Raw genomic sequence first — 18,161 nt, forward strand, 5'->3', positions numbered from 1 at the left:
TCGTCTGGCTCAGCCGCGCGGCAGCACGATCTGGCGCTTTTCCTTGCTGGGGCGATACAGGATGGCAACGTGGCCGATCCGCTGCACAAGGGCACTGCCGGTCTGCCCGACCAGCTCGGCGATCAATGCATCGCGCGTCTCACGATCCTCGGAGGCGACCTTCACCTTGATCAGTTCATGCCGCTCGAGCACTTCCTCGAGTTCGGCCAGAAATGCCGGTGTGACCCCTTTGCCGCCGGTCTGCAGCAGTGCCTTGAGGTCGTGGGCCTGGCCGCGCAGGAAACGGTTCTGGGCGGAGGTGAGAACAATGGACATGCAGGATCGAAGGGAAGCAAAGGGTGTTCAGGGTATCATGGCGGCCCGTTCGGACCCCTTTGCCAATGCCTTCCCGCAGTAAAAGCAGCCAGCGCTGGCTCAAGGAACACTTCGCCGACCCTTATGTGAAGAAGGCCCAGGCCGAAGGCATGCGCTCGCGCGCGGCCTACAAGCTGGAAGAGCTGCTGCAGCGCGACCGGCTACTCAAGCCGGGCATGGTCGTGGTCGATCTGGGCGCCGCGCCCGGCGGCTGGTCCCAGCAGGTGCGCAAGTCCATGGGCGACAGCGGCCGGGTGCTGGCGCTGGACATCCTGGACATGCCGGCGCTAGCCGGGGTGGACTTCCTTCACGGCGACTTCAGGGAACAGGCCGTCCTATCGCAATTCGAAGCGATGTTGGGCGATGTGCCGGTGGACCTTGTTCTGTCCGACATGGCCCCCAATAAGAGTGGCATGGATGCGGTCGACCAACCGCGGATGATGCACCTGGCGGAACTGGCGATGGACTTTGCCGACACCCACCTCAAACCGGGCGGGGCGTTCCTGATCAAGCTGTTCCAGGGTGTGGGGTCCGACGACTACATTCGCGAGCTTCGCCGCCGCTATGACAAGGTGACGATCCGCAAGCCGGCGGCCTCGCGCAAGCGCTCCCCGGAAGTTTATGCGCTCGGTCAGGGCAAGCGTGTCCAGATCAAGTAAGCTGCCAATGACCACCGTATTTCAAGCATAAGAGTAGAGGGCACCGGAGCCAATGAGGATGAACGACTTGACCAAGAATCTGCTGCTGTGGGTGGTCGTCGCAGTTGTGCTGATGGTTGTCTTCCAGAGCTTCTCGCCGCGGATGGCGGGTGGCGTCGGTGCCGACTCGATCACCTACACCCAGTTTCTGAAAGAAGTTGACTCCGGGCGCGTCAAGTCGGTGGATTACACCGACGAGACCAATCTCGCCGTCAATGCGATCCGCTTCAAGCGCACCGACGGCAGCGAAGCCACCGTGTACGGTCCGCGCGACGACAAGCTGGTCGACGTGCTCTATAGCAAGAACATCGAAATGACCCGCCAGAAGCCGGCCACCGGGCCGGGCTTCTGGTCTCTGGTGCTCAACTTCCTGCCGGTCATCCTCATCATCGGCTTCTGGCTGTTCATCATGCGCCAGATGCAGGGCGGCGGTGGTGGCGCCAAGGGCGCGATGAGCTTCGGCAAGTCGCGCGCCAAGCTGCAGGGCGAAGACCAGATCAAGATCACCTTTGCCGACGTTGCCGGTTGCGACGAGGCCAAGGAAGAGGTCGGCGAGCTGGTCGACTTCCTGCGTGATCCGACCAAGTTCACCAAGCTGGGCGGCAAGATTCCGCGTGGCGTCCTGATGGTGGGCCCGCCGGGTACCGGCAAGACGCTGCTCGCCAAGGCGATCGCCGGTGAGGCCAAGGTGCCGTTCTTCAGCATCTCCGGCTCCGATTTTGTCGAAATGTTCGTCGGCGTCGGCGCCAGCCGCGTGCGCGACATGTTCGAGCAGGCCAAGAAGCACGCGCCGTGCATCATCTTCATCGACGAAATCGATGCAGTGGGCCGTCATCGCGGTGCTGGCCTGGGTGGCGGCCACGACGAGCGCGAGCAGACCTTGAACCAGTTGCTGGTCGAGATGGATGGCTTCGAGGGCGGCGAAGGCGTGATCGTGATCGCGGCCACCAACCGCCCCGACGTGCTGGACCCGGCGCTGCTGCGTCCGGGCCGCTTCGACCGCCAGGTCGTGGTCGGTCTGCCGGACGTCAAGGGTCGCGAGCAGATCCTGCGCGTGCACATGCGCAAGCTGCCGCTGGCCGACGACGTGGTGCCGATGGTCATCGCACGCGGCACCCCGGGGTTCTCCGGTGCCGATCTGGCCAACCTGTGCAACGAAGCGGCGCTGTTTGCCGCGCGCGGCAGCGAGAAGGAAGTCCGTATGGACCACTTCGACCGTGCCCGCGACAAGATCCTGATGGGCGCCGAACGTCGTTCGATGGCCATGAGCGAAGACGAAAAGACGCTCACCGCGTATCACGAGGCGGGCCACGCCATCGTCGGGCGCCTGGTGCCGGAGCACGACCCGGTTTACAAGGTCACTATCATTCCGCGCGGCCGCGCACTCGGCGTGACGATGTATCTGCCGGAAGGCGACCGTTACTCGATGAACCGTGTCGCCATCGAATCGCAGCTGTGCTCGCTGTACGGTGGTCGCGTTGCCGAAGAGCTGATTTTCGGCGGCGATAAGGTCACCACCGGTGCGTCCAACGACATCGAGCGGGCCACCAAGATGGCGCGCAACATGGTCACCAAGTGGGGCCTGTCCGACGAGCTCGGCCCGGTGGCCTACGGCGAGGAAGAGGACGAGGTATTCCTGGGTCGTTCGGTGACCCAGCACAAGAACGTCTCCGACGAGACCGCGCGCAAGATCGATGAAGTGGTGCGTTCGATCCTGGACAAGGCCTACAGCAAGACCAAGACCATCCTCACCGAGAATCTGGACAAGCTGCATGCCATGTCGCAGTTGCTGCTGCAGTACGAAACCATCGACGTACCGCAGATCGACGCCATCATGGAAGGCCGCGAGCCGCCGCCGCCGGCCGGTTGGGGCAAGTCCGACAAGGACGGTGGCAACAACAACGACAAGGGCAGCCCGCGTCCGTTGCCGCCGATCGCCGGACCCGCCGAGCAGATCTAAGCCGGTCAAACGCCGATCTGCAGATGCATCCATCAAGGCCGGGAAGCGATTCCCGGCCTTGATGCGTTATCGGGCTGCATCAAGGCCCATGTGCGAGCGATCGCAGCCACCCCACGGAGACACCGCCCGATGTTCGATACCGCCCTCAAACTGGATTGCGCCGGCCGCAGCCTGCGACTGGATGCGCCGCAGGTGATGGGGATCGTCAATGTCACGCCCGACTCGTTCTCCGACGGCGGCCAGCATGCGACCTGCGAAGCGGCAATCGCGCATGGGTTGTTGCTGGTGGAACAGGGCGCTGCGGTGCTGGATATCGGCGGCGAATCCACCCGCCCGGGTGCTACAGCGGTGTCGGTGGAAGAGGAACTGCAGCGGGTGATTCCGGTGATCGAGGCGCTGGCGCAGCGCACCGGCGTGCCGATCAGCGTGGACACCTCCAAACCGGAGGTCATGCGCGCAGCAGTCGCGGCCGGCGCCGGCATGATCAACGACGTTCATGCGTTGCGTTCGCCCGGAGCATTGGAAGCGGCCTCGGACCTGCGCGTCCCCGTGGTGCTGATGCATGCGCGCAGCGCGCCACATGCGATGCAGGACACGCCGCACTATGACGATGTGGTCGGTGAGGTGCACCGGTTTCTGGCCGAACGCATCTTCGCTGCCGAGATGGCGGGCATCGACAAGCGACGGCTGATCCTGGACCCGGGTTTCGGCTTCGACAAGACCACTGCACATAACCTCACCTTGCTGGCGCAGCTACAGCGACTGCAGGAATTCGGCCTGCCGGTGCTGGCGGGGCTGTCGCGCAAGCGCAGCATCGGCGAGTTGACCGGGCGCGAGATCGCCCCCGAACGCATCCACGGCTCGGTGGCGGCACATCTGATCGCCGCACAGCACGGTGCGCTGCTGCTGCGCGTGCACGATGTGGCGGCGACCGTGGATGCGTTGAAGGTGTGGAACGCAATGGCGGCCATTCCCGTCCCGCGCGTCAGTGCACCGGCCGCGCCGACGATCCGTTGGCCGGACGAGGACTGATGCCTGCCGACCAACGCCCATTGGCGATCGCCCTGATGGGCCCCACTGCCAGCGGCAAGACTGCGCTGGCGCTGGAGGCTGCACAGCGCTGGGATGGGGAAATCGTCAGCGTCGATTCGGCGCTGGTGTACCGCGGGCTGGACATCGGCGCGGCCAAGCCCGATGCCGGCATGCGCGCAGCGGTGCCGCATCACCTGATCGATCTGCGTGATCCCTGGCAGGTCTATTCGGCCGCCGAATTCGCCGCCGATGCGCGCAAGGCGATCGACGACATCGTGGCGCGCGGCAAGTTGCCGATTCTCGCCGGTGGCACCGGGCTGTATTTCCGTGCGTTGCTGGAAGGCCTGTCGCAATTGCCGGAGGCCGACCCGGCGGTGCGCGCGTCCATCGCGGCCGAGGCCGAGCAGCTCGGTTGGGCCGGCTTGCACGCGCAGCTGGCACACGTGGACCCGGTCGCGGCGGCACGCATCCACGCTACCGATCCGCAGCGGATCCAGCGGGCGCTGGAGGTCTACCGCGTCAGCGGGCGGCCCATCAGTTATTGGCAGGCGCTACCGTCGGGGCCGCGGCTGCCGGTTCGGGTGTTGAAGGTGGTACTGGCGCCATGCGAGCGTGCGGTGCTGCATGCACGCATCGAACACCGCCTGGACGCGATGCTGGCGCAGGATTTTCTGGCAGAGGTGCGGCGGTTGCGGGCGTTACCACAGATGCAGGCGGTGGCCGCACCGCTGGATCTGCCCGCAGTGCGCGCGGTGGGCTATCGCCAGGCCTGGGAGTATCTGGATGGGGCCGGCAGCCTGGCCGAGTTCCGCGACAAGGCGGTCCAGGCGACCCGACAGCTGGCCAAGCGGCAGCTCACCTGGCTCCGTGGCGAGCTCGACGCGCGCTGGTTCGACCCGGAGCGTGATCGGCATCGATTGGACGACGCACTTGTCGGCTTCCTCGCTCATCGTCCCGCTGTGCAGTCGCCTTCAGGCGTGTAACATCCCGTTTCCGGGGCCGGCTGGGGATGGCGGGTGTCGACCGGGACAATAAGAACAAGAACGACGAGGAGTTTTCGATGGCTAAGGGGCAATCTTTACAGGATCCATTCCTCAATGCGCTGCGGCGCGAGCGAGTGCCGGTCTCTGTGTATCTGGTCAACGGCATCAAGCTGCAGGGCACGATCGAATCGTTCGATCAATTCGTGGTCCTGTTGCGCAACACGGTGAGTCAGATGGTCTACAAGCACGCCATCTCCACGGTCGTGCCGGCGCGCAATGTGCGCGTGGGGCCGGGTGGTGGGTACGTGCAATCCAATGAAGGTAATCAAGCGGAAGATGACGACGTCGAGCAGTAATGGAGTAGTGCGTGTTTGATCGCTCACGCAAGGGTGAACACGCGCTGTTGATTCAGACCCACTCCGGTGGGCCTGCCGAGGACGATGTGCTGGAGGAGTTCGCCGACCTTGCAAAGTCGGCGGGCGCCACGGTGGCGGCAACGCTCACCGCGCGCATCGACAAACCCAGCCCGTCGACCTTGATCGGCAGCGGCAAGCTGGAAGAGGTCAAGGCGGCGGCCGAGGCCACCGGCGCGGATCTGGTGTTGGTCAATCACACCTTGTCGCCCGGGCAGGAGCGCAACCTGGAGCGCTACCTGGAGCGGCGCGTGATCGACCGCACCGGGCTGATCCTGGACATCTTCGCGCAACGCGCGCGCAGCCACGAAGGCAAGCTGCAGGTGGAGTTGGCGCAATTGCGTCACATGGCGACCCGCCTGGTCCGCGGCTGGACCCACCTGGAGCGTCAGCGCGGCGGCTCGATCGGCTTGCGCGGCCCCGGCGAAACCCAGCTGGAAACCGATCGTCGCCTGCTGCAAAAGCGCGTGGAGCAGTTGCAGAAGCGGCTGGAAAAGGTCGAGGTGCAGCGCAATCAGATGCGCCGCGCGCGTCTGCGCAGTGAATTGCCGCGCATCGCACTGGTGGGCTACACCAATGCCGGCAAGTCGACGCTGTTCAACGCCCTGACCGGCGCCGACGCCTACGCGGCCGACCAGCTGTTCGCGACCTTGGACCCCACCGTGCGCCGCATTGCGTTGCCGGGCGGCAGTGCGATCCTGGCCGATACGGTCGGCTTCGTGCGCGATCTGCCGCATGAACTGGTGGCCGCGTTCCGGTCGACCCTGTCGGAGGCGCGCGAGGCCGATCTGCTGCTGCATATCGTCGATGCGGCCGACCCGCTGCGCGAAGAGCGCATCCTGCAGGTCGACGAAGTGCTGCATGCCGTGGGTGCGGGCGATCTGCCGCAGCTGCTGGTGTTCAACAAGATCGACAGGATCGACGGCGCCGAAGTGCGCCACGACGCGCAGGACGGGATTCCCGACCCGGCGCGCCGCGAGCGCGTGTGGATCTCCGCGCGCGACGGCCGCGGTCTGGAAGAGCTGCAGCACGCGCTCGGCCAACGCCTGGATCTGCGTCATGTGACCGGGCAACTGCGGCTGCCGCCGTCGGCCGGCCGCCTGCGTTCCAAGCTGCACCAGCTGGAAGTGGTCCGCGGCGAGCAGGCTGACGAGGACGGCTGGTTGCTCGACGTCGACCTGCCGATGGTCGAAGCCGAGCGGCTTGCCGCAGGCGACGATGGCGCGCCGCTGCGCGCGATGCTGCCGGACCGCCGGGAAGACTGGGAAACCTAGGTCCTTCGTGTACGGCGGCCTGCGCAAGCCGCGTTGCCAGGTCATCGCCCGTGCGCTGATGGGTGAGCCGCGCACCAGTCACCGCCGGCGTGGCTGCGGCTCACCCCGTGGTGGGCTGCAGCGGCGGCGCAAGCTGGAGCAGGGCGGGCCGGAAAGGATTGGCGTGGCGGCGACGAATGGACGTCATATCGCCGCAGCGGCGGCGCAGTGAGCGAGCGCCGTTGTGCACGCCATGCCCTCGCTTCCGCTGCCATGCAACACAGTGCGACTGAATCGCGGCTACGCCGCCGGGGCCGGCGCGCCGGGCCAGCCGCAGACAGGGGCGGCGAATTGGGCTAAAACGTCCGCTGCCTTCCTTCATCGCCGTGCCCATGTCCTTGTCCGCCGATTCCGAGTTGCAGCAGCTGGCCGAAACCCTGGGTCAGCAACTGCTTGCTGCGCGCGAGCGACTGGTCACGGCCGAGAGCTGCACCGGCGGCTGGATCGCCAAGGCAGTGACCGATGTTGCCGGCTCGTCGCACTGGTTCGATTGCGGCATGGCCGCCTACAGCTACGAGGCCAAGCAGGCCTTGCTGGGCGTGCGACCACAGACGCTGGAAGTGCACGGTGCGGTCAGCCGCGAAACCGTGATCGAAATGGTCTCCGGCGCGCTGGTCAACTCCGGTGCAAGCATCGCAGTCGCAGTGACCGGCATCGCCGGACCGGGCGGCGGTAGCGACGACAAGCCGGTCGGCACGGTGTGGATCGGCTGGAAGCGGCGCGGCGGCTACGCCACGGCGCAGCTGTTCCAGTTCGCTGGCGATCGCGATGCGGTACGGCGCCAGACCGTGGTGGCCGCGTTGCGTGGGCTGAGTGCACTGCTTTGATTCTGCGGGCGGGCATCTCGCGCGGCGGATCGCAGGCATTTCGATTCTAGTGTGAGCGTAGGCACTCCCGTTCTCCACTGCCGATGAGTCCTGCCGCTGGCGGCGCATGGCTTGCATGCATCCTGCGTGCGGCCCGCGTTCGTCGGACGCTCCGCGCATTCCGCTGGTGGCACGCGACAGGGCGTCGAACCCGGTAAGGTGGCACCGCGCGCATAGCTGCGGCACTGGCTGCAGGCAGCGCACGCGATCTCGTCGGGGGACACTCATGGATATGCAACGGCACCACCGCACCGTGCTGGCGCTTGCCCTGTTGGCAGCGCTGCCCGCACGGCCTCTCTCTGCGCAGACCGCGCCTGATGAGCCGGCGACCCTGGGGACGCTCAAGGTGACCGCGCAAAAGCGCGAGGAATCGCTACAGGATGTGCCGGTGGTCGTGTCGGTCTTGCCCGAACAACTGCTGCAGGACAGCGGCGTGCACGACATCAAGGAACTGCAGGTGCTGGTGCCGGGCTTGATCGTGACCAGCAGCCAGAGCGCAGCGCAGACCACTGCACGCATCCGCGGCATCGGCACGGTGGGCGACAACGCAGGGCTCGAATCTTCGGTCGGCGTGGTCATCGATGGGGTGGCGCGTGCACGCAATGGCGTGAGCTTCGCCGACCTGGGCGAGCTGGAACGCATCGAAGTGCTGAAAGGACCGCAGGGCACCGTCTTCGGCAAGAACACCTCTGCCGGCGTCATCAACGTGGTCACACGTCGCCCCAGTTTCACCCGCAGTGCCGATGCCGAGATCACCGCGGGCAATTACGGTGCGCTCGGCGTGGCGGGCGCGTTCAACGACGCGCTGGGCGAGACCAGTGCGTTGCGCGTGTATGCAGCCAGACGTCGTCGCGACGGCTTCGACCAGGTGGTGACCGGGGCCGGCCCACGTACCGCAACCGATGATGGCGACCAGAACTTGCGTACTGCGCGGGTGCAGTGGTTGTGGGAGCCCAGCGATGATGTGGACATCAATCTTGCCGCCGATGCCACCAGCCGCAAGGAAAACTGCTGCGTCACCGTGACCACCGAGCGTGGTCCCACCGCCGCCCTGATCGACGCGCTGGCGCCTGGCGGTCAGGGCACCAGCCCGCGTGCAGAGCCGCAACGCAGGCGCGCCTACAGCAACCGCAGCACGGCGCAGGACATCCGGGACAAGGGCGTGTCGGCTCAGGTCGACTGGACCACGCCCTGGCTGAACGATGCAGTGCTGACCTCGATCACCGCGTTGCGCGACTGGAAGTCGGTCAACGGCCTGGATTTCGACTATGGCGCTGCCGACATCCTCTACCGCCAGGCGCGCGAGAACGAGATGCTCACCAAGTTCAGGACCTTCAGCCAGGAACTGCGCCTGGCTGGGTCTACCGAGCGCGTCGACTGGCTGGTCGGCGCGTTTTATGCCGACGAAACCCTGCACCGTAACGAGTCCTACCGGTTTGGCAGCGCCTACGAGCCCTACCTATCCAGCGTGCTGCTTGCACGCATCAATCCGGCATTGGCAGCACGCCCCGACGCAACGCGTTTTCTCGCCGATACGACCGGCCTGCCCGCCGGCAGCCTGTTTCGCGGGCAGGGCAGCCAGGACCGGTTTCGGCAGGACGGCACCAGCGCCGCGCTGTTCACCAACAACACCTGGCATGCCACCGATGCGCTGGATGTGGTGGTCGGCCTGCGCTACACCTACGAGCACAAGGCCTTGCGCTCGGCGTTTGAAAACCCCGATGGGAGCCCGGCCTGCGCGAGTTATTTTGCCGCCGACGGGCAGGTGAATCCGGCCGCGTTGCGGCGCATCGGCGCTGCGCTCGTTTCGCGTGGGGTGCCCGCAGCTGCAGTGCCTTCCATTGCGCCGCAGGTCATCGGCTTCAGCTGTCTGCCCTGGACCAATATCGCGCACGCCGGCCGCCTGACCGAACAGCGCCGCACCGAACGCGAGTGGTCCGGCACCGCCAAGCTGGCGTATCGCTGGAACGCATCACTGATGACCTACGCGTCGGCGGCGCGCGGCTACAAGGCCGGTGGTTTCAATCTCGACCGCGTGCAATCTTCCGACGGCCTGTCCAGCGGCGTGCAAGGCATCCTGCCGGTGGACGACACCTCGTTTCCGGGCGAATTCGTCGACAGCTACGAACTCGGCGCCAAGACCACCTGGCTCGGCGGCAACCTGCTGGTGAACGCAGCGCTGTTCTACCAGGACTTCAGCGACTTCCAGCTCAACAATTTTCTCGGCACCAGTTTCGTGGTTCGCGCCATTCCCACCGTGGTGTCGCGCGGCATCGATACCGAAGTGCTCTGGCAGGGCGCCTTGCCCGGGCTGATGGTGCAGGGCGGGCTCAGCTATGCAGACACCACCTATGGCGATGATGTGTTGCCCGATGCAGAGCTGGCGTTGCTGCCCGGCAGCCGAGCGAGCTTTGCACCGCGCTGGTCGGCCAACCTGTCGGTGACCTACGAGCACGCGCTGGGCAACCGCTTGACCGGTCGCGCCAACGTCGGAGCCAAATACAGCTCCGAGTACAACGCCGGCTCCGATCTGGATCCGCAAAAAGCGCAACCCGGTTACACCTTGCTCAATGCGCGGGTGGGCATCGGTGCAGACGACAAGCGTTGGCTGCTGGAAGCCTGGGCGGAGAATCTGGGCAACGAAACCTATCGACAGATCGTCATCGATACACCGTTGCAGGCCGGCTCCTGGAACGCGTTCCTGGGCGCGCCGCGGACCTATGGGGTGACCTTGCGGCTGCGTTATTGAGCGCGTCGCTCTCACCGCACGCGGTAGTCGGTGCACACGCGCAGTCCTGCCTGCCCGGAGCGACAGCAGACCGCTGTGTTGCCGTCGAGCGGGCGCGGGCGCGGCCCCCGAATGGGCCGAACCGGTTGCATCCGGCGGTCTGCGCTGTCCAGATCCGCCTGGCTGCTGCCTGCCGCGGTTTGTGAGTCGCGCCAAACCTGGCTCGGCCAAAGACGCGACAGCGTCGCCGAGATCGGCTACAAACAGGGTCTGCCTGCCGACCTGCGTGCCGATGTTGCTGCTGCTTTCCAATGCCGTTGCTGATGCATGGCCGTCCGTTTTTTCTGGCGGCTGTGCGGCCGCTGCGCTGTGTTCTGTTGCGTTGCACGCACGCGGATGCAGCGACCGTTCCGATGTCGCCCTGCAGGCATGCGTTCCTGACGCGTGCTGCGTGCGTCCAGCGCCGGCGGAGACATGCTGGCGATGGCATCGACCGCAGGCGCATAGACCGGATGCCCGCAGGTCGCCTGCACCGCCGCCGTTCCGCGCGCACGGTTACGCAGCCCGCTACATGCAGGCGGTGCACTGATGTGGGAAGCGCTGGGCACCGTCCGTGACCTCGGGCGTCTGCAGGAAATCGCCGCGGTCCTGATCCGGTATGGCTTCGGCGATGTGGTGCGCCGGATCGGACTGGCCGATGTGCTCGAACGTGCCGGCCGGTTGCTGCACTGGAACAACGCCGAAGGTCGCTTGCGCATGTCTGCGGCGGTGCGCGTACGGCGCGCACTGGAAGAACTCGGGCCCACCTTCGTCAAGCTAGGCCAGGTGCTGGCCACGCGCGTGGACCTGTTGCCGCCGGAGTGGATCGACGAGCTGAGCGAGCTGCAGAACGCGGTGCCCGCATTGCCGTTCGAGCAGGTCCGCCCCCAGCTGGTGGCCGCGCTGGGCGCCGAACCGGACACCGTCTTCGCGCGCCTGGACGAACACCCGCTGGCCGCCGCATCGCTGGCGCAGACCCACCGCGCCTGGTTGGCCGATGGCACGCCGGTGGTGTTGAAGATCCGTCGCCCCGGCATCGGCGACACCATCGATGCGGATCTGCGCCTGCTCGCGCGGCTGGCCGATATCGTCGAGACACGCGCACCGGATCTCAAGCGCTATCGCCCGACCGAAGTGGTGCAGCAGTTCACCGTGTCGCTGCGGCGCGAGCTCGACTTCGCCGCCGAGTGCCGCAATGCCGAGCGCATCGCCGCCAACTTCGCGCACGACCCGCAGGTGGTGGTACCGGCGGTGTACTGGCAGTGGACCTGCGAGTCGCTCAATGTGCAGGAATTCATCGACGGCATCCCCGGGCGCGACCTGCAGGCAGTCGATGCGGCGGGACTGGACCGCCGTGCGCTGGCGCGGGCCGGTGCCGGCATCGTGCTCAAGATGGTGTTGCAGCACGGCTGCTTCCACGCCGACCCGCATCCGGGCAACATTTTCTACCTGCGCGATGGCCGGATCGCGGTCATCGATTTCGGCATGGTCGGGCGGGTGTCCGAGCAGCGTCGGTTTCAGGTCGCACAGCTGCTGCATGGCATGGTCAGCTACGACGCCGACGCGGTCATCGACGTGTTGCTGGAGTGGGCAGGGACCAGTCTGGATATCGACGAGGCGCGTTTGCAGCAGGACATCGGAGCCTTCGTCGACGAGTACCGCGGCGTGCCGCTCAAGGAGTTGCGCATCGGCGCGATGCTGGGCGACGTCACCGCGATCCTGCGCGATCACGGCCTGACGCTGCCGTCGGATCTGGCGCTGATGATCAAGGCCTTCCTCACCCTCGAAGGCATGGGGCGCCAGCTCGACCCGGACTTCGACATGGCCACCGAAGCGCGGCCCTATCTGGAGCGTGTGGTGTTGCAGCGTTATGCACCACGCGCCATGTTGCGGCGCAGCCGTCGCACCGTGACTGGCGCGATCGACCTGATCGGCGATCTCCCGCGCGATCTCAAGCGGCTGATCCAGGCCGCGCGGCGCGGCAAGCTGCAGTTGCAGGTAGAAACGCGCGCCTTGCGCGAGTTCGGCGACCAGGTCGACCGCGCTGCCAATCGCCTCACCATGGGCATCGTCACCGCCGCACTGGTGATCGGCTCGTCGATCGTCATGAACAGCGTTGGCGGTAGCGCCAGCCGCTGGCTGCTCGGGCTGGGCGTCGGTGGGTTCATCGGTGCCGGCCTGTGCGGCATCTGGATCCTGTTTTCGATCTGGCGCAGCCGGCGATAGCAGAGCCGGTCATCGCAGCCGAACGACCGCTGCTTCTGGGTATTGCGTCGCGTGCCGTTAGTAGTAATACTACTAATCATGGACCTGACCGATACCCAGCAAGCCATCCTGGCCTTGATCGCCGAACGCATCGAGACCGACGGCGTTCCGCCCTCGCAGACCGAAATCGCCCGCGCTTTCGGCTTCAGGGGCGTGCGCGCCGCGCAATATCACCTGGAGGCCCTGGAGCAGGCGGGGGCGATCCGCCGCGTGCCGGGACAGGCGCGCGGGATTCGGCTGGCCGGGCAGGGCGCGCAGCCGCGCACGCCGCCGGTGAGCGAGCTGGCGCGCGACGACGTGCTGCGCTTGCCCGTCCTGGGCCGCGTGGCGGCGGGCTTGCCGATTGGTGCCGATATCGGCTCGGACGACTTCGTCGTGCTCGACCGGGTGTTCTTCTCGCCTTCGCCGGACTATCTGCTCAAGGTACAGGGCGACTCCATGCGCGACGAGGGCATTTTCGACGGCGACCTGATTGGCGTGCACCGCACCCGCGACGCCCGCTCCGGGCAGATCGTGGTGGCCCGGATCGAAGAAGAGATCACAGTCAAGTTGCTCAAGATCGGCAAGGACCGGATCCGGCTGCTGCCGCGCAACCCGGACTATGCGCCGATCGAAGTGCTGCCGGATCAGGATTTCGCCATCGAAGGCCTGTATTGCGGGCTGCTGAGGCCCAATCGCTAAGGATTGCGCCGATGTGTGCGCTGGCTTTTTTCTCAGCCGGTAGCGCAGGATTCACCGCTGCCAGCGCAGGGTCTGCATCGTTAATCTGAGTGTGTCGCCGCCAGTCTCAGCCTGTGCGATACACCGCCGCTACATTAGCTCCACACCGAAATCACTGACAAGGATCACCCAGATGGATGAGAACAAGAAGCGCGCCCTTTCCGCCGCACTGAGCCAGATCGAAAAGCAATTCGGCAAGGGCTCCGTGATGCGCATGGGCGACCGCGTGATCGAAGCGGTCGAGATCATTCCGACCGGTTCGCTGATGTTGGACATCGCACTGGGGATCGGCGGCCTGCCGAAGGGCCGCGTCGTGGAAATCTACGGCCCGGAATCCTCGGGCAAGACCACGCTGACCCTGCAGGCCATTGCCGAGTGCCAGAAGAAGGGCGGGACGGCTGCCTTCATCGATGCCGAGCATGCGCTGGATCCGATCTATGCCGCCAAGCTGGGCGTCAACGTCGACGACCTGCTGCTGTCGCAGCCCGATACCGGTGAGCAGGCGCTGGAAATCGCCGACATGCTGGTGCGCTCGGGCTCGGTGGACATCGTGGTGGTCGACTCGGTGGCCGCACTGACCCCGAAGGCGGAAATCGAAGGCGAAATGGGCGACCAGTTGCCGGGCCTGCAGGCGCGCCTGATGAGCCAGGCCCTGCGCAAGCTGACCGGCAACATCAAGCGATCCAACACGCTGGTGGTCTTCATCAACCAGCTGCGCATGAAGATCGGCGTGATGATGCCGGGCCAGAGCCCGGAAGTGACCACCGGCGGTAACGCATTGAAGTTCTATGCCTCCGTGCGCCTGGACATCCGTCGTATCGGCGCGATCAAGAAGGGTGACGAGATCATCGGCAACCAGACCAAGATCAAGGTGGTCAAGAACAAGCTGGCACCTCCGTTCAAGCAGATCGTGACCGAAATCCTCTACGGTGAAGGCATCAGCCGCGAAGGCGAACTGATCGACATGGGTGTGGAAGCCAAGCTGGTGGACAAGGCAGGTGCCTGGTACAGCTACGGCGACGAGCGTATCGGTCAGGGCAAGGACAATGCGCGTGGCTACCTGCGCGACAACCCGCAGGTCGCTGCCAAGCTCGAAGCAGAGCTGCGCGAGAAGTTCCAGCCCGCCGAAGCGCCCCGCGAAGCAGGCGACGACGCCGAGAAGGAATAAGCGCAACCGCTGGTGGCCGGCTGCGACAGGTGCGTTGGCACTGCAGACGGCCCGCCGGGTCCGGTGATGGACTCGGCGGACTCAAGCGCTATCGATCGGTTTGTTGGCCAGCTGCAGGTGACGCGCCAAGTTTTTCTATCGCGAGGACGGCGGAGTCAGTGCCGTTGCTTCTCGCGGTAGATCTATCGAAGGCCAGGAGGGCAGGCGCCACGGAGGGCGCATTGATTCAGCGTTAGGGGGACACGTCACGATGGACGAGCAAGAACCCGCACCGAAGCGGGGACGCCGGTTCAAGGAGCAGACGCCGGTCCAGCGCGCACTCGGCCTGCTGGTGCGACGCGAGCATTCACGCAAGGAATTGAACCGAAAGCTACTGGCGCGCGGGATCGAGCCGGAGGCCGCACAGGCCGCGGTCGAGCGGCTCGCGGGCGAAGGCTGGCAGGATGACGCCCGGTTTGCCGCGGCGGTGGTCCGTAACCGCGCCGGCTCGGGCTATGGCCCGCTGCACATTCGTGCCGAACTGGGAACCCATGGCCTGGATAGCGATGCCGTCAGTGCTGCCATGGCCACGTTTGAAGGCGATTGGATCGAGAACGCACGTGATCTGATCCGTCGCCGGTTTGGTGAAGAAGGGCCGGTCGATCTGCCGCAGCGGCGCAAGGCCGCCGATCTATTGGCCAGGCGCGGTTTCGACGGCGACTGCATTCGTCGCGCCACCCGCTTCGACCTTGAGGACTGAGGGCGTCAGGCCTGCTACCCTTCGTGGTTTCAGGTTGTTCCGCTCCTCTGCGCCCACATTTCATTGGGTGACCGGGACTGCCGCCCGCCCAATGCCAGCTCATGAACGCACCTGCCAAATTCAGCACTTCCCAGATCCGTAGTGACTTCCTCGCGTTTTTCGAGGGGAAGGGCCACACCATCGTGCCATCCGCTCCGCTGGTGCCGGGTAACGACCCGACCTTGCTTTTCACCAACTCCGGCATGGTCCAGTTCAAGGACGTCTTCCTTGGCGCGGAAAAGCGCAGCTACGTGCGCGCCGCGGACGTCCAGCGCTGCCTGCGCGCCGGCGGCAAGCACAACGACCTGGACTCGGTGGGCTATACCGCGCGCCACCACACCTTCTTCGAAATGCTGGGCAACTGGTCATTCGGCGACTACTTCAAGAAGGACGCCATCGCCTGGGCGTGGGAGCTGTTGACCCAGGTCTGGAAGCTGCCGGCCGACCGCCTGTTGGTCACGGTGTATCACACCGACGAAGAGGCATTCGCCCTGTGGCGCGACATGATCGGCATTCCGGAAAGCCGCATCGTGCGCATCGGCGACAACAAGGGTGCGCCGTACGCGTCGGATAACTTCTGGCAGATGGCTGACACCGGTCCGTGCGGTCCGTGTACCGAGATCTTCTTCGACCACGGCGATCACATCGCCGGCGGCCCGCCCGGCTCGCCCGACGAAGATGGCGACCGCTTCATCGAAATCTGGAACCTGGTCTTCATGCAGTTCGACCGCCAGCCCGACGGCACCCTGGTGCCGCTGCCGGCACCGTGCGTGGACACCGGCATGGGGCTGGAGCGTCTGGCCGCGATCCTGCAGCACGTCCATACCAATTACGAAATCGATCTGTTCCAGGCCTTGATCGGCAAGGCCAGCGCGCTGACCGGCATCACCGATCTTGAAAACAAGTCGTTGCGTGTGATCGCCGATCACATCCGCGCCTGTTCGTTCCTGATCGTCGATGGCGTGCTGCCTTCCAACGAAGGGCGCGGCTATGTGCTGCGGCGGATCATCCGGCGTGCGCTGCGCCATGGCTGGATGCTGGGTGTGCGCCAGCCGTTCTTCAGCAAGATGGTGCCGACGCTGGTCGAGCTGATGGGCGAGGCCTACCCGGAGTTGGCCGCCGCGCAGGAAACCGTGGCACGCGCCCTGTTGGCGGAAGAGGAACGTTTTGCCGAGACGCTGGACGCCGGCATGAAGATCTTCGACGACGTGGCGGCACGCTCGCAGGAGGTGATTCCCGGCGCCGATGCCTTCCGTCTGTACGACACCTACGGGTTCCCGGTCGACCTGACCGCCGACATCGCACGTGAGCGCGGCATGCGGGTCGATATGGAGGGTTTCGAGTTTGCGATGGAGCGGCAGCGCGAAACCGCGCGCGCGGCAGGCAAGTTCGGCGGCGGCGTCGCGCTACCCGCCGATCTGGTCGCCACCATGTCGCCGACCGTGTTCCTGGGTTATGAGGCGCACGACGCCGACGCGCTCAAGGTTGTCGCGCTGCTCAAGCAGGGCCGTCCGGTCGAGCGTGCCGAGGCTGGTGATGAGGTCATCGTGTTCACCGACCGTACCCCGTTCTATGCAGAATCCGGTGGACAGGTCGGCGATAGCGGGCAGTTGAGCAATACCGATGTATCGATCGAGGTTGCAGACACCCAGAAATTTGCCGGCCAGTTCCACGGCCATGTGGGACGCATCACCGAAGGCACGCTCGCGCTGGGCGATGTGCTGGCCGGAGGCATCGACGTGCAGCGCCGCGGCAAGACCATCCTCAACCATTCGGCGACGCACCTGCTGCACGCCGCGCTGCGCGAAGTACTGGGCACGCATGTACAGCAGAAGGGTTCGCTGGTGGCGCCCGATCGCCTGCGTTTCGACTTCTCGCACTTCCAGCCCATTACTGCGGAAGAGCTGGCGGTAATCGAGCGCAAGGTCAACGCCGAAGTGCGTACCAACCACAGCGTCGAAGTGCACAACATGGCCATGCAGGAGGCACTGGATTTCGGCGCGATGGCCTTGTTCGGCGAGAAGTACGGCGAAAACGTGCGCGTCCTGAAGATGGGCGGCTATTCGACCGAATTGTGTGGCGGCACCCATGTCACCCGCACCGGTGACATCGGTCTGTTCAAGATCACCTCCGAGGGCGGCGTGTCCTCTGGCGTGCGCCGCATCGAGGCGGTGACCGGGCAGGGCGCCCTGGACTACGTGGCCGACGAAGAGCGCCGTTTGTCCGACGCGGCCAGTCTGCTCGGCGGCAACACCACCGAGGTAGTCGACAAGGTGCGCGCGCTGACCGAGCGTCAGAAGCGCCTTGAGCGCGAGCTGGAATCGCTCAAGGCCAAGCTGGCCTCCGGCGCGACGGCCGACCTCGGTGCCGGTGCGATCGACGTCGCCGGGGTCAAGGTGGTTGCCGTGCGCCTGGAAGGTTTCGACGCAAAGGCACTGCGCGATGCGATGGACCGTTTGAAGCAGCAGCTGGGCGATTCGGTGATCGTGTTGGCCGGTGCATCGGCCGGCAAGGTTGCGCTCGTTGCCGGCGTGAATGGCAGCCCAACTGGCAAGGTGAAGGCGGGGGAACTCCTCGGCCATATCGCCAGTCAGATCGGGGGCAAGGGCGGTGGCCGTCCGGATCTCGCCCAGGGTGGTGGCGAGGACGGGCCCGCCCTTGCGACCGCACTCGACGGTGTGCCCTCCTGGGTCAAGCAACACTTGGGCTGAACACTTGTCCTGCTATGCCTTGATGGCTGGCAGGATGTCCCGCTACCATTTCTGGTCTATTCCCTTTACCTAGGGCGCGTCTCACTCAGGAGGCCGTCGATGCCGGTGGGAAACCCACCGGTTCCAGGAGATT

General features: G+C 65.6%; 14 protein-coding genes. 13 read left to right on the forward strand and 1 reads right to left on the reverse strand.

All coding sequences use genetic code 11. The annotated features are described in order from the left end of the window. Nucleotides 1–9 precede the first annotated feature (9 nt). A complete protein-coding gene (yhbY, locus tag RZV17_RS08670; protein WP_055844291.1) occupies nucleotides 10–315 on the reverse strand; it encodes a ribosome assembly RNA-binding protein YhbY in 306 nt (101 codons plus the stop codon). 65 nt (nucleotides 316–380) lie between these two features. On the opposite strand from yhbY, the gene rlmE reads away from it, so the two are divergent. The 13 genes from rlmE to alaS all read left to right on the forward strand — a co-directional run bounded on the left by rlmE (nucleotide 381) and on the right by alaS (nucleotide 18,028). Then, nucleotides 381–1,013 (forward strand): 23S rRNA (uridine(2552)-2'-O)-methyltransferase RlmE, encoded by a 633-nt coding sequence (rlmE, locus tag RZV17_RS08675; protein ID WP_047694093.1) that lies wholly within the window; start codon nucleotides 381–383, stop codon nucleotides 1,011–1,013. Between the two features lie 58 nt (nucleotides 1,014–1,071). Then, complete coding sequence (ftsH, locus tag RZV17_RS08680; RefSeq protein WP_355608654.1) at nucleotides 1,072–3,012, forward strand: ATP-dependent zinc metalloprotease FtsH; 1,941 nt, start codon at nucleotides 1,072–1,074, stop codon at nucleotides 3,010–3,012. Between the two features lie 129 nt (nucleotides 3,013–3,141). Then, complete coding sequence (folP, locus tag RZV17_RS08685) at nucleotides 3,142–4,044, forward strand: dihydropteroate synthase (RefSeq protein WP_355608657.1); 903 nt, start codon at nucleotides 3,142–3,144, stop codon at nucleotides 4,042–4,044. After that, entirely contained in the window at nucleotides 4,044–5,027 is a 984-nt protein-coding gene (gene miaA / locus RZV17_RS08690) for a tRNA (adenosine(37)-N6)-dimethylallyltransferase MiaA (RefSeq protein ID WP_355608660.1), read from the forward strand. The genes folP and miaA overlap by 1 nt, the downstream gene beginning before the upstream one ends. A gap of 77 nt (nucleotides 5,028–5,104) precedes the next feature. Next, complete coding sequence (hfq, locus tag RZV17_RS08695; RefSeq protein ID WP_005915027.1) at nucleotides 5,105–5,383, forward strand: RNA chaperone Hfq; 279 nt, start codon at nucleotides 5,105–5,107, stop codon at nucleotides 5,381–5,383. 11 nt (nucleotides 5,384–5,394) lie between these two features. Further along, complete coding sequence (gene hflX / locus RZV17_RS08700) at nucleotides 5,395–6,714, forward strand: ribosome rescue GTPase HflX (RefSeq protein ID WP_179455163.1); 1,320 nt, start codon at nucleotides 5,395–5,397, stop codon at nucleotides 6,712–6,714. A 371-nt stretch (nucleotides 6,715–7,085) separates the two neighbouring features. Next, nucleotides 7,086–7,580: a CinA family protein gene (locus RZV17_RS08705; protein ID WP_039404219.1), complete on the forward strand. Its 495-nt coding sequence runs from the start codon at nucleotides 7,086–7,088 to the stop codon at nucleotides 7,578–7,580. A gap of 265 nt (nucleotides 7,581–7,845) precedes the next feature. Continuing rightward, nucleotides 7,846–10,368, forward strand: a complete 2,523-nt coding sequence (locus RZV17_RS08710) for a TonB-dependent receptor (RefSeq protein ID WP_355608664.1) — start codon at nucleotides 7,846–7,848, stop codon at nucleotides 10,366–10,368. Nucleotides 10,369–10,935: 567 nt separating this feature from the next. Continuing rightward, nucleotides 10,936–12,612, forward strand: a complete 1,677-nt coding sequence (gene ubiB / locus RZV17_RS08715) for a 2-polyprenylphenol 6-hydroxylase (RefSeq protein ID WP_047694107.1) — start codon at nucleotides 10,936–10,938, stop codon at nucleotides 12,610–12,612. Between the two features lie 78 nt (nucleotides 12,613–12,690). Continuing rightward, on the forward strand, nucleotides 12,691–13,332 hold the full coding sequence (gene lexA / locus RZV17_RS08720) for a transcriptional repressor LexA (protein WP_355608669.1): 642 nt from the start codon (nucleotides 12,691–12,693) through the stop codon (nucleotides 13,330–13,332). Between the two features lie 172 nt (nucleotides 13,333–13,504). Continuing rightward, the gene (recA, locus tag RZV17_RS08725) at nucleotides 13,505–14,539 is read left to right on the forward strand and encodes a recombinase RecA (RefSeq protein ID WP_039404226.1); all 1,035 of its coding nucleotides are present in this window, start codon (nucleotides 13,505–13,507) and stop codon (nucleotides 14,537–14,539) included. A gap of 250 nt (nucleotides 14,540–14,789) precedes the next feature. Next, nucleotides 14,790–15,278 (forward strand): recombination regulator RecX, encoded by a 489-nt coding sequence (gene recX / locus RZV17_RS08730; RefSeq protein WP_039563830.1) that lies wholly within the window; start codon nucleotides 14,790–14,792, stop codon nucleotides 15,276–15,278. A 101-nt stretch (nucleotides 15,279–15,379) separates the two neighbouring features. Beyond that, nucleotides 15,380–18,028 carry an alanine--tRNA ligase gene (gene alaS / locus RZV17_RS08735; RefSeq protein ID WP_355608673.1) on the forward strand — a complete coding sequence of 883 codons (2,649 nt, stop codon included), beginning with the start codon at nucleotides 15,380–15,382 and terminating at the stop codon, nucleotides 18,026–18,028. Nucleotides 18,029–18,161 lie beyond the last annotated feature (133 nt).

The sequence above is a fragment of the Xanthomonas cannabis genome, from assembly GCF_040616535.1.
Classification (GTDB): Bacteria; Pseudomonadota; Gammaproteobacteria; order Xanthomonadales; family Xanthomonadaceae; genus Xanthomonas; species Xanthomonas cannabis.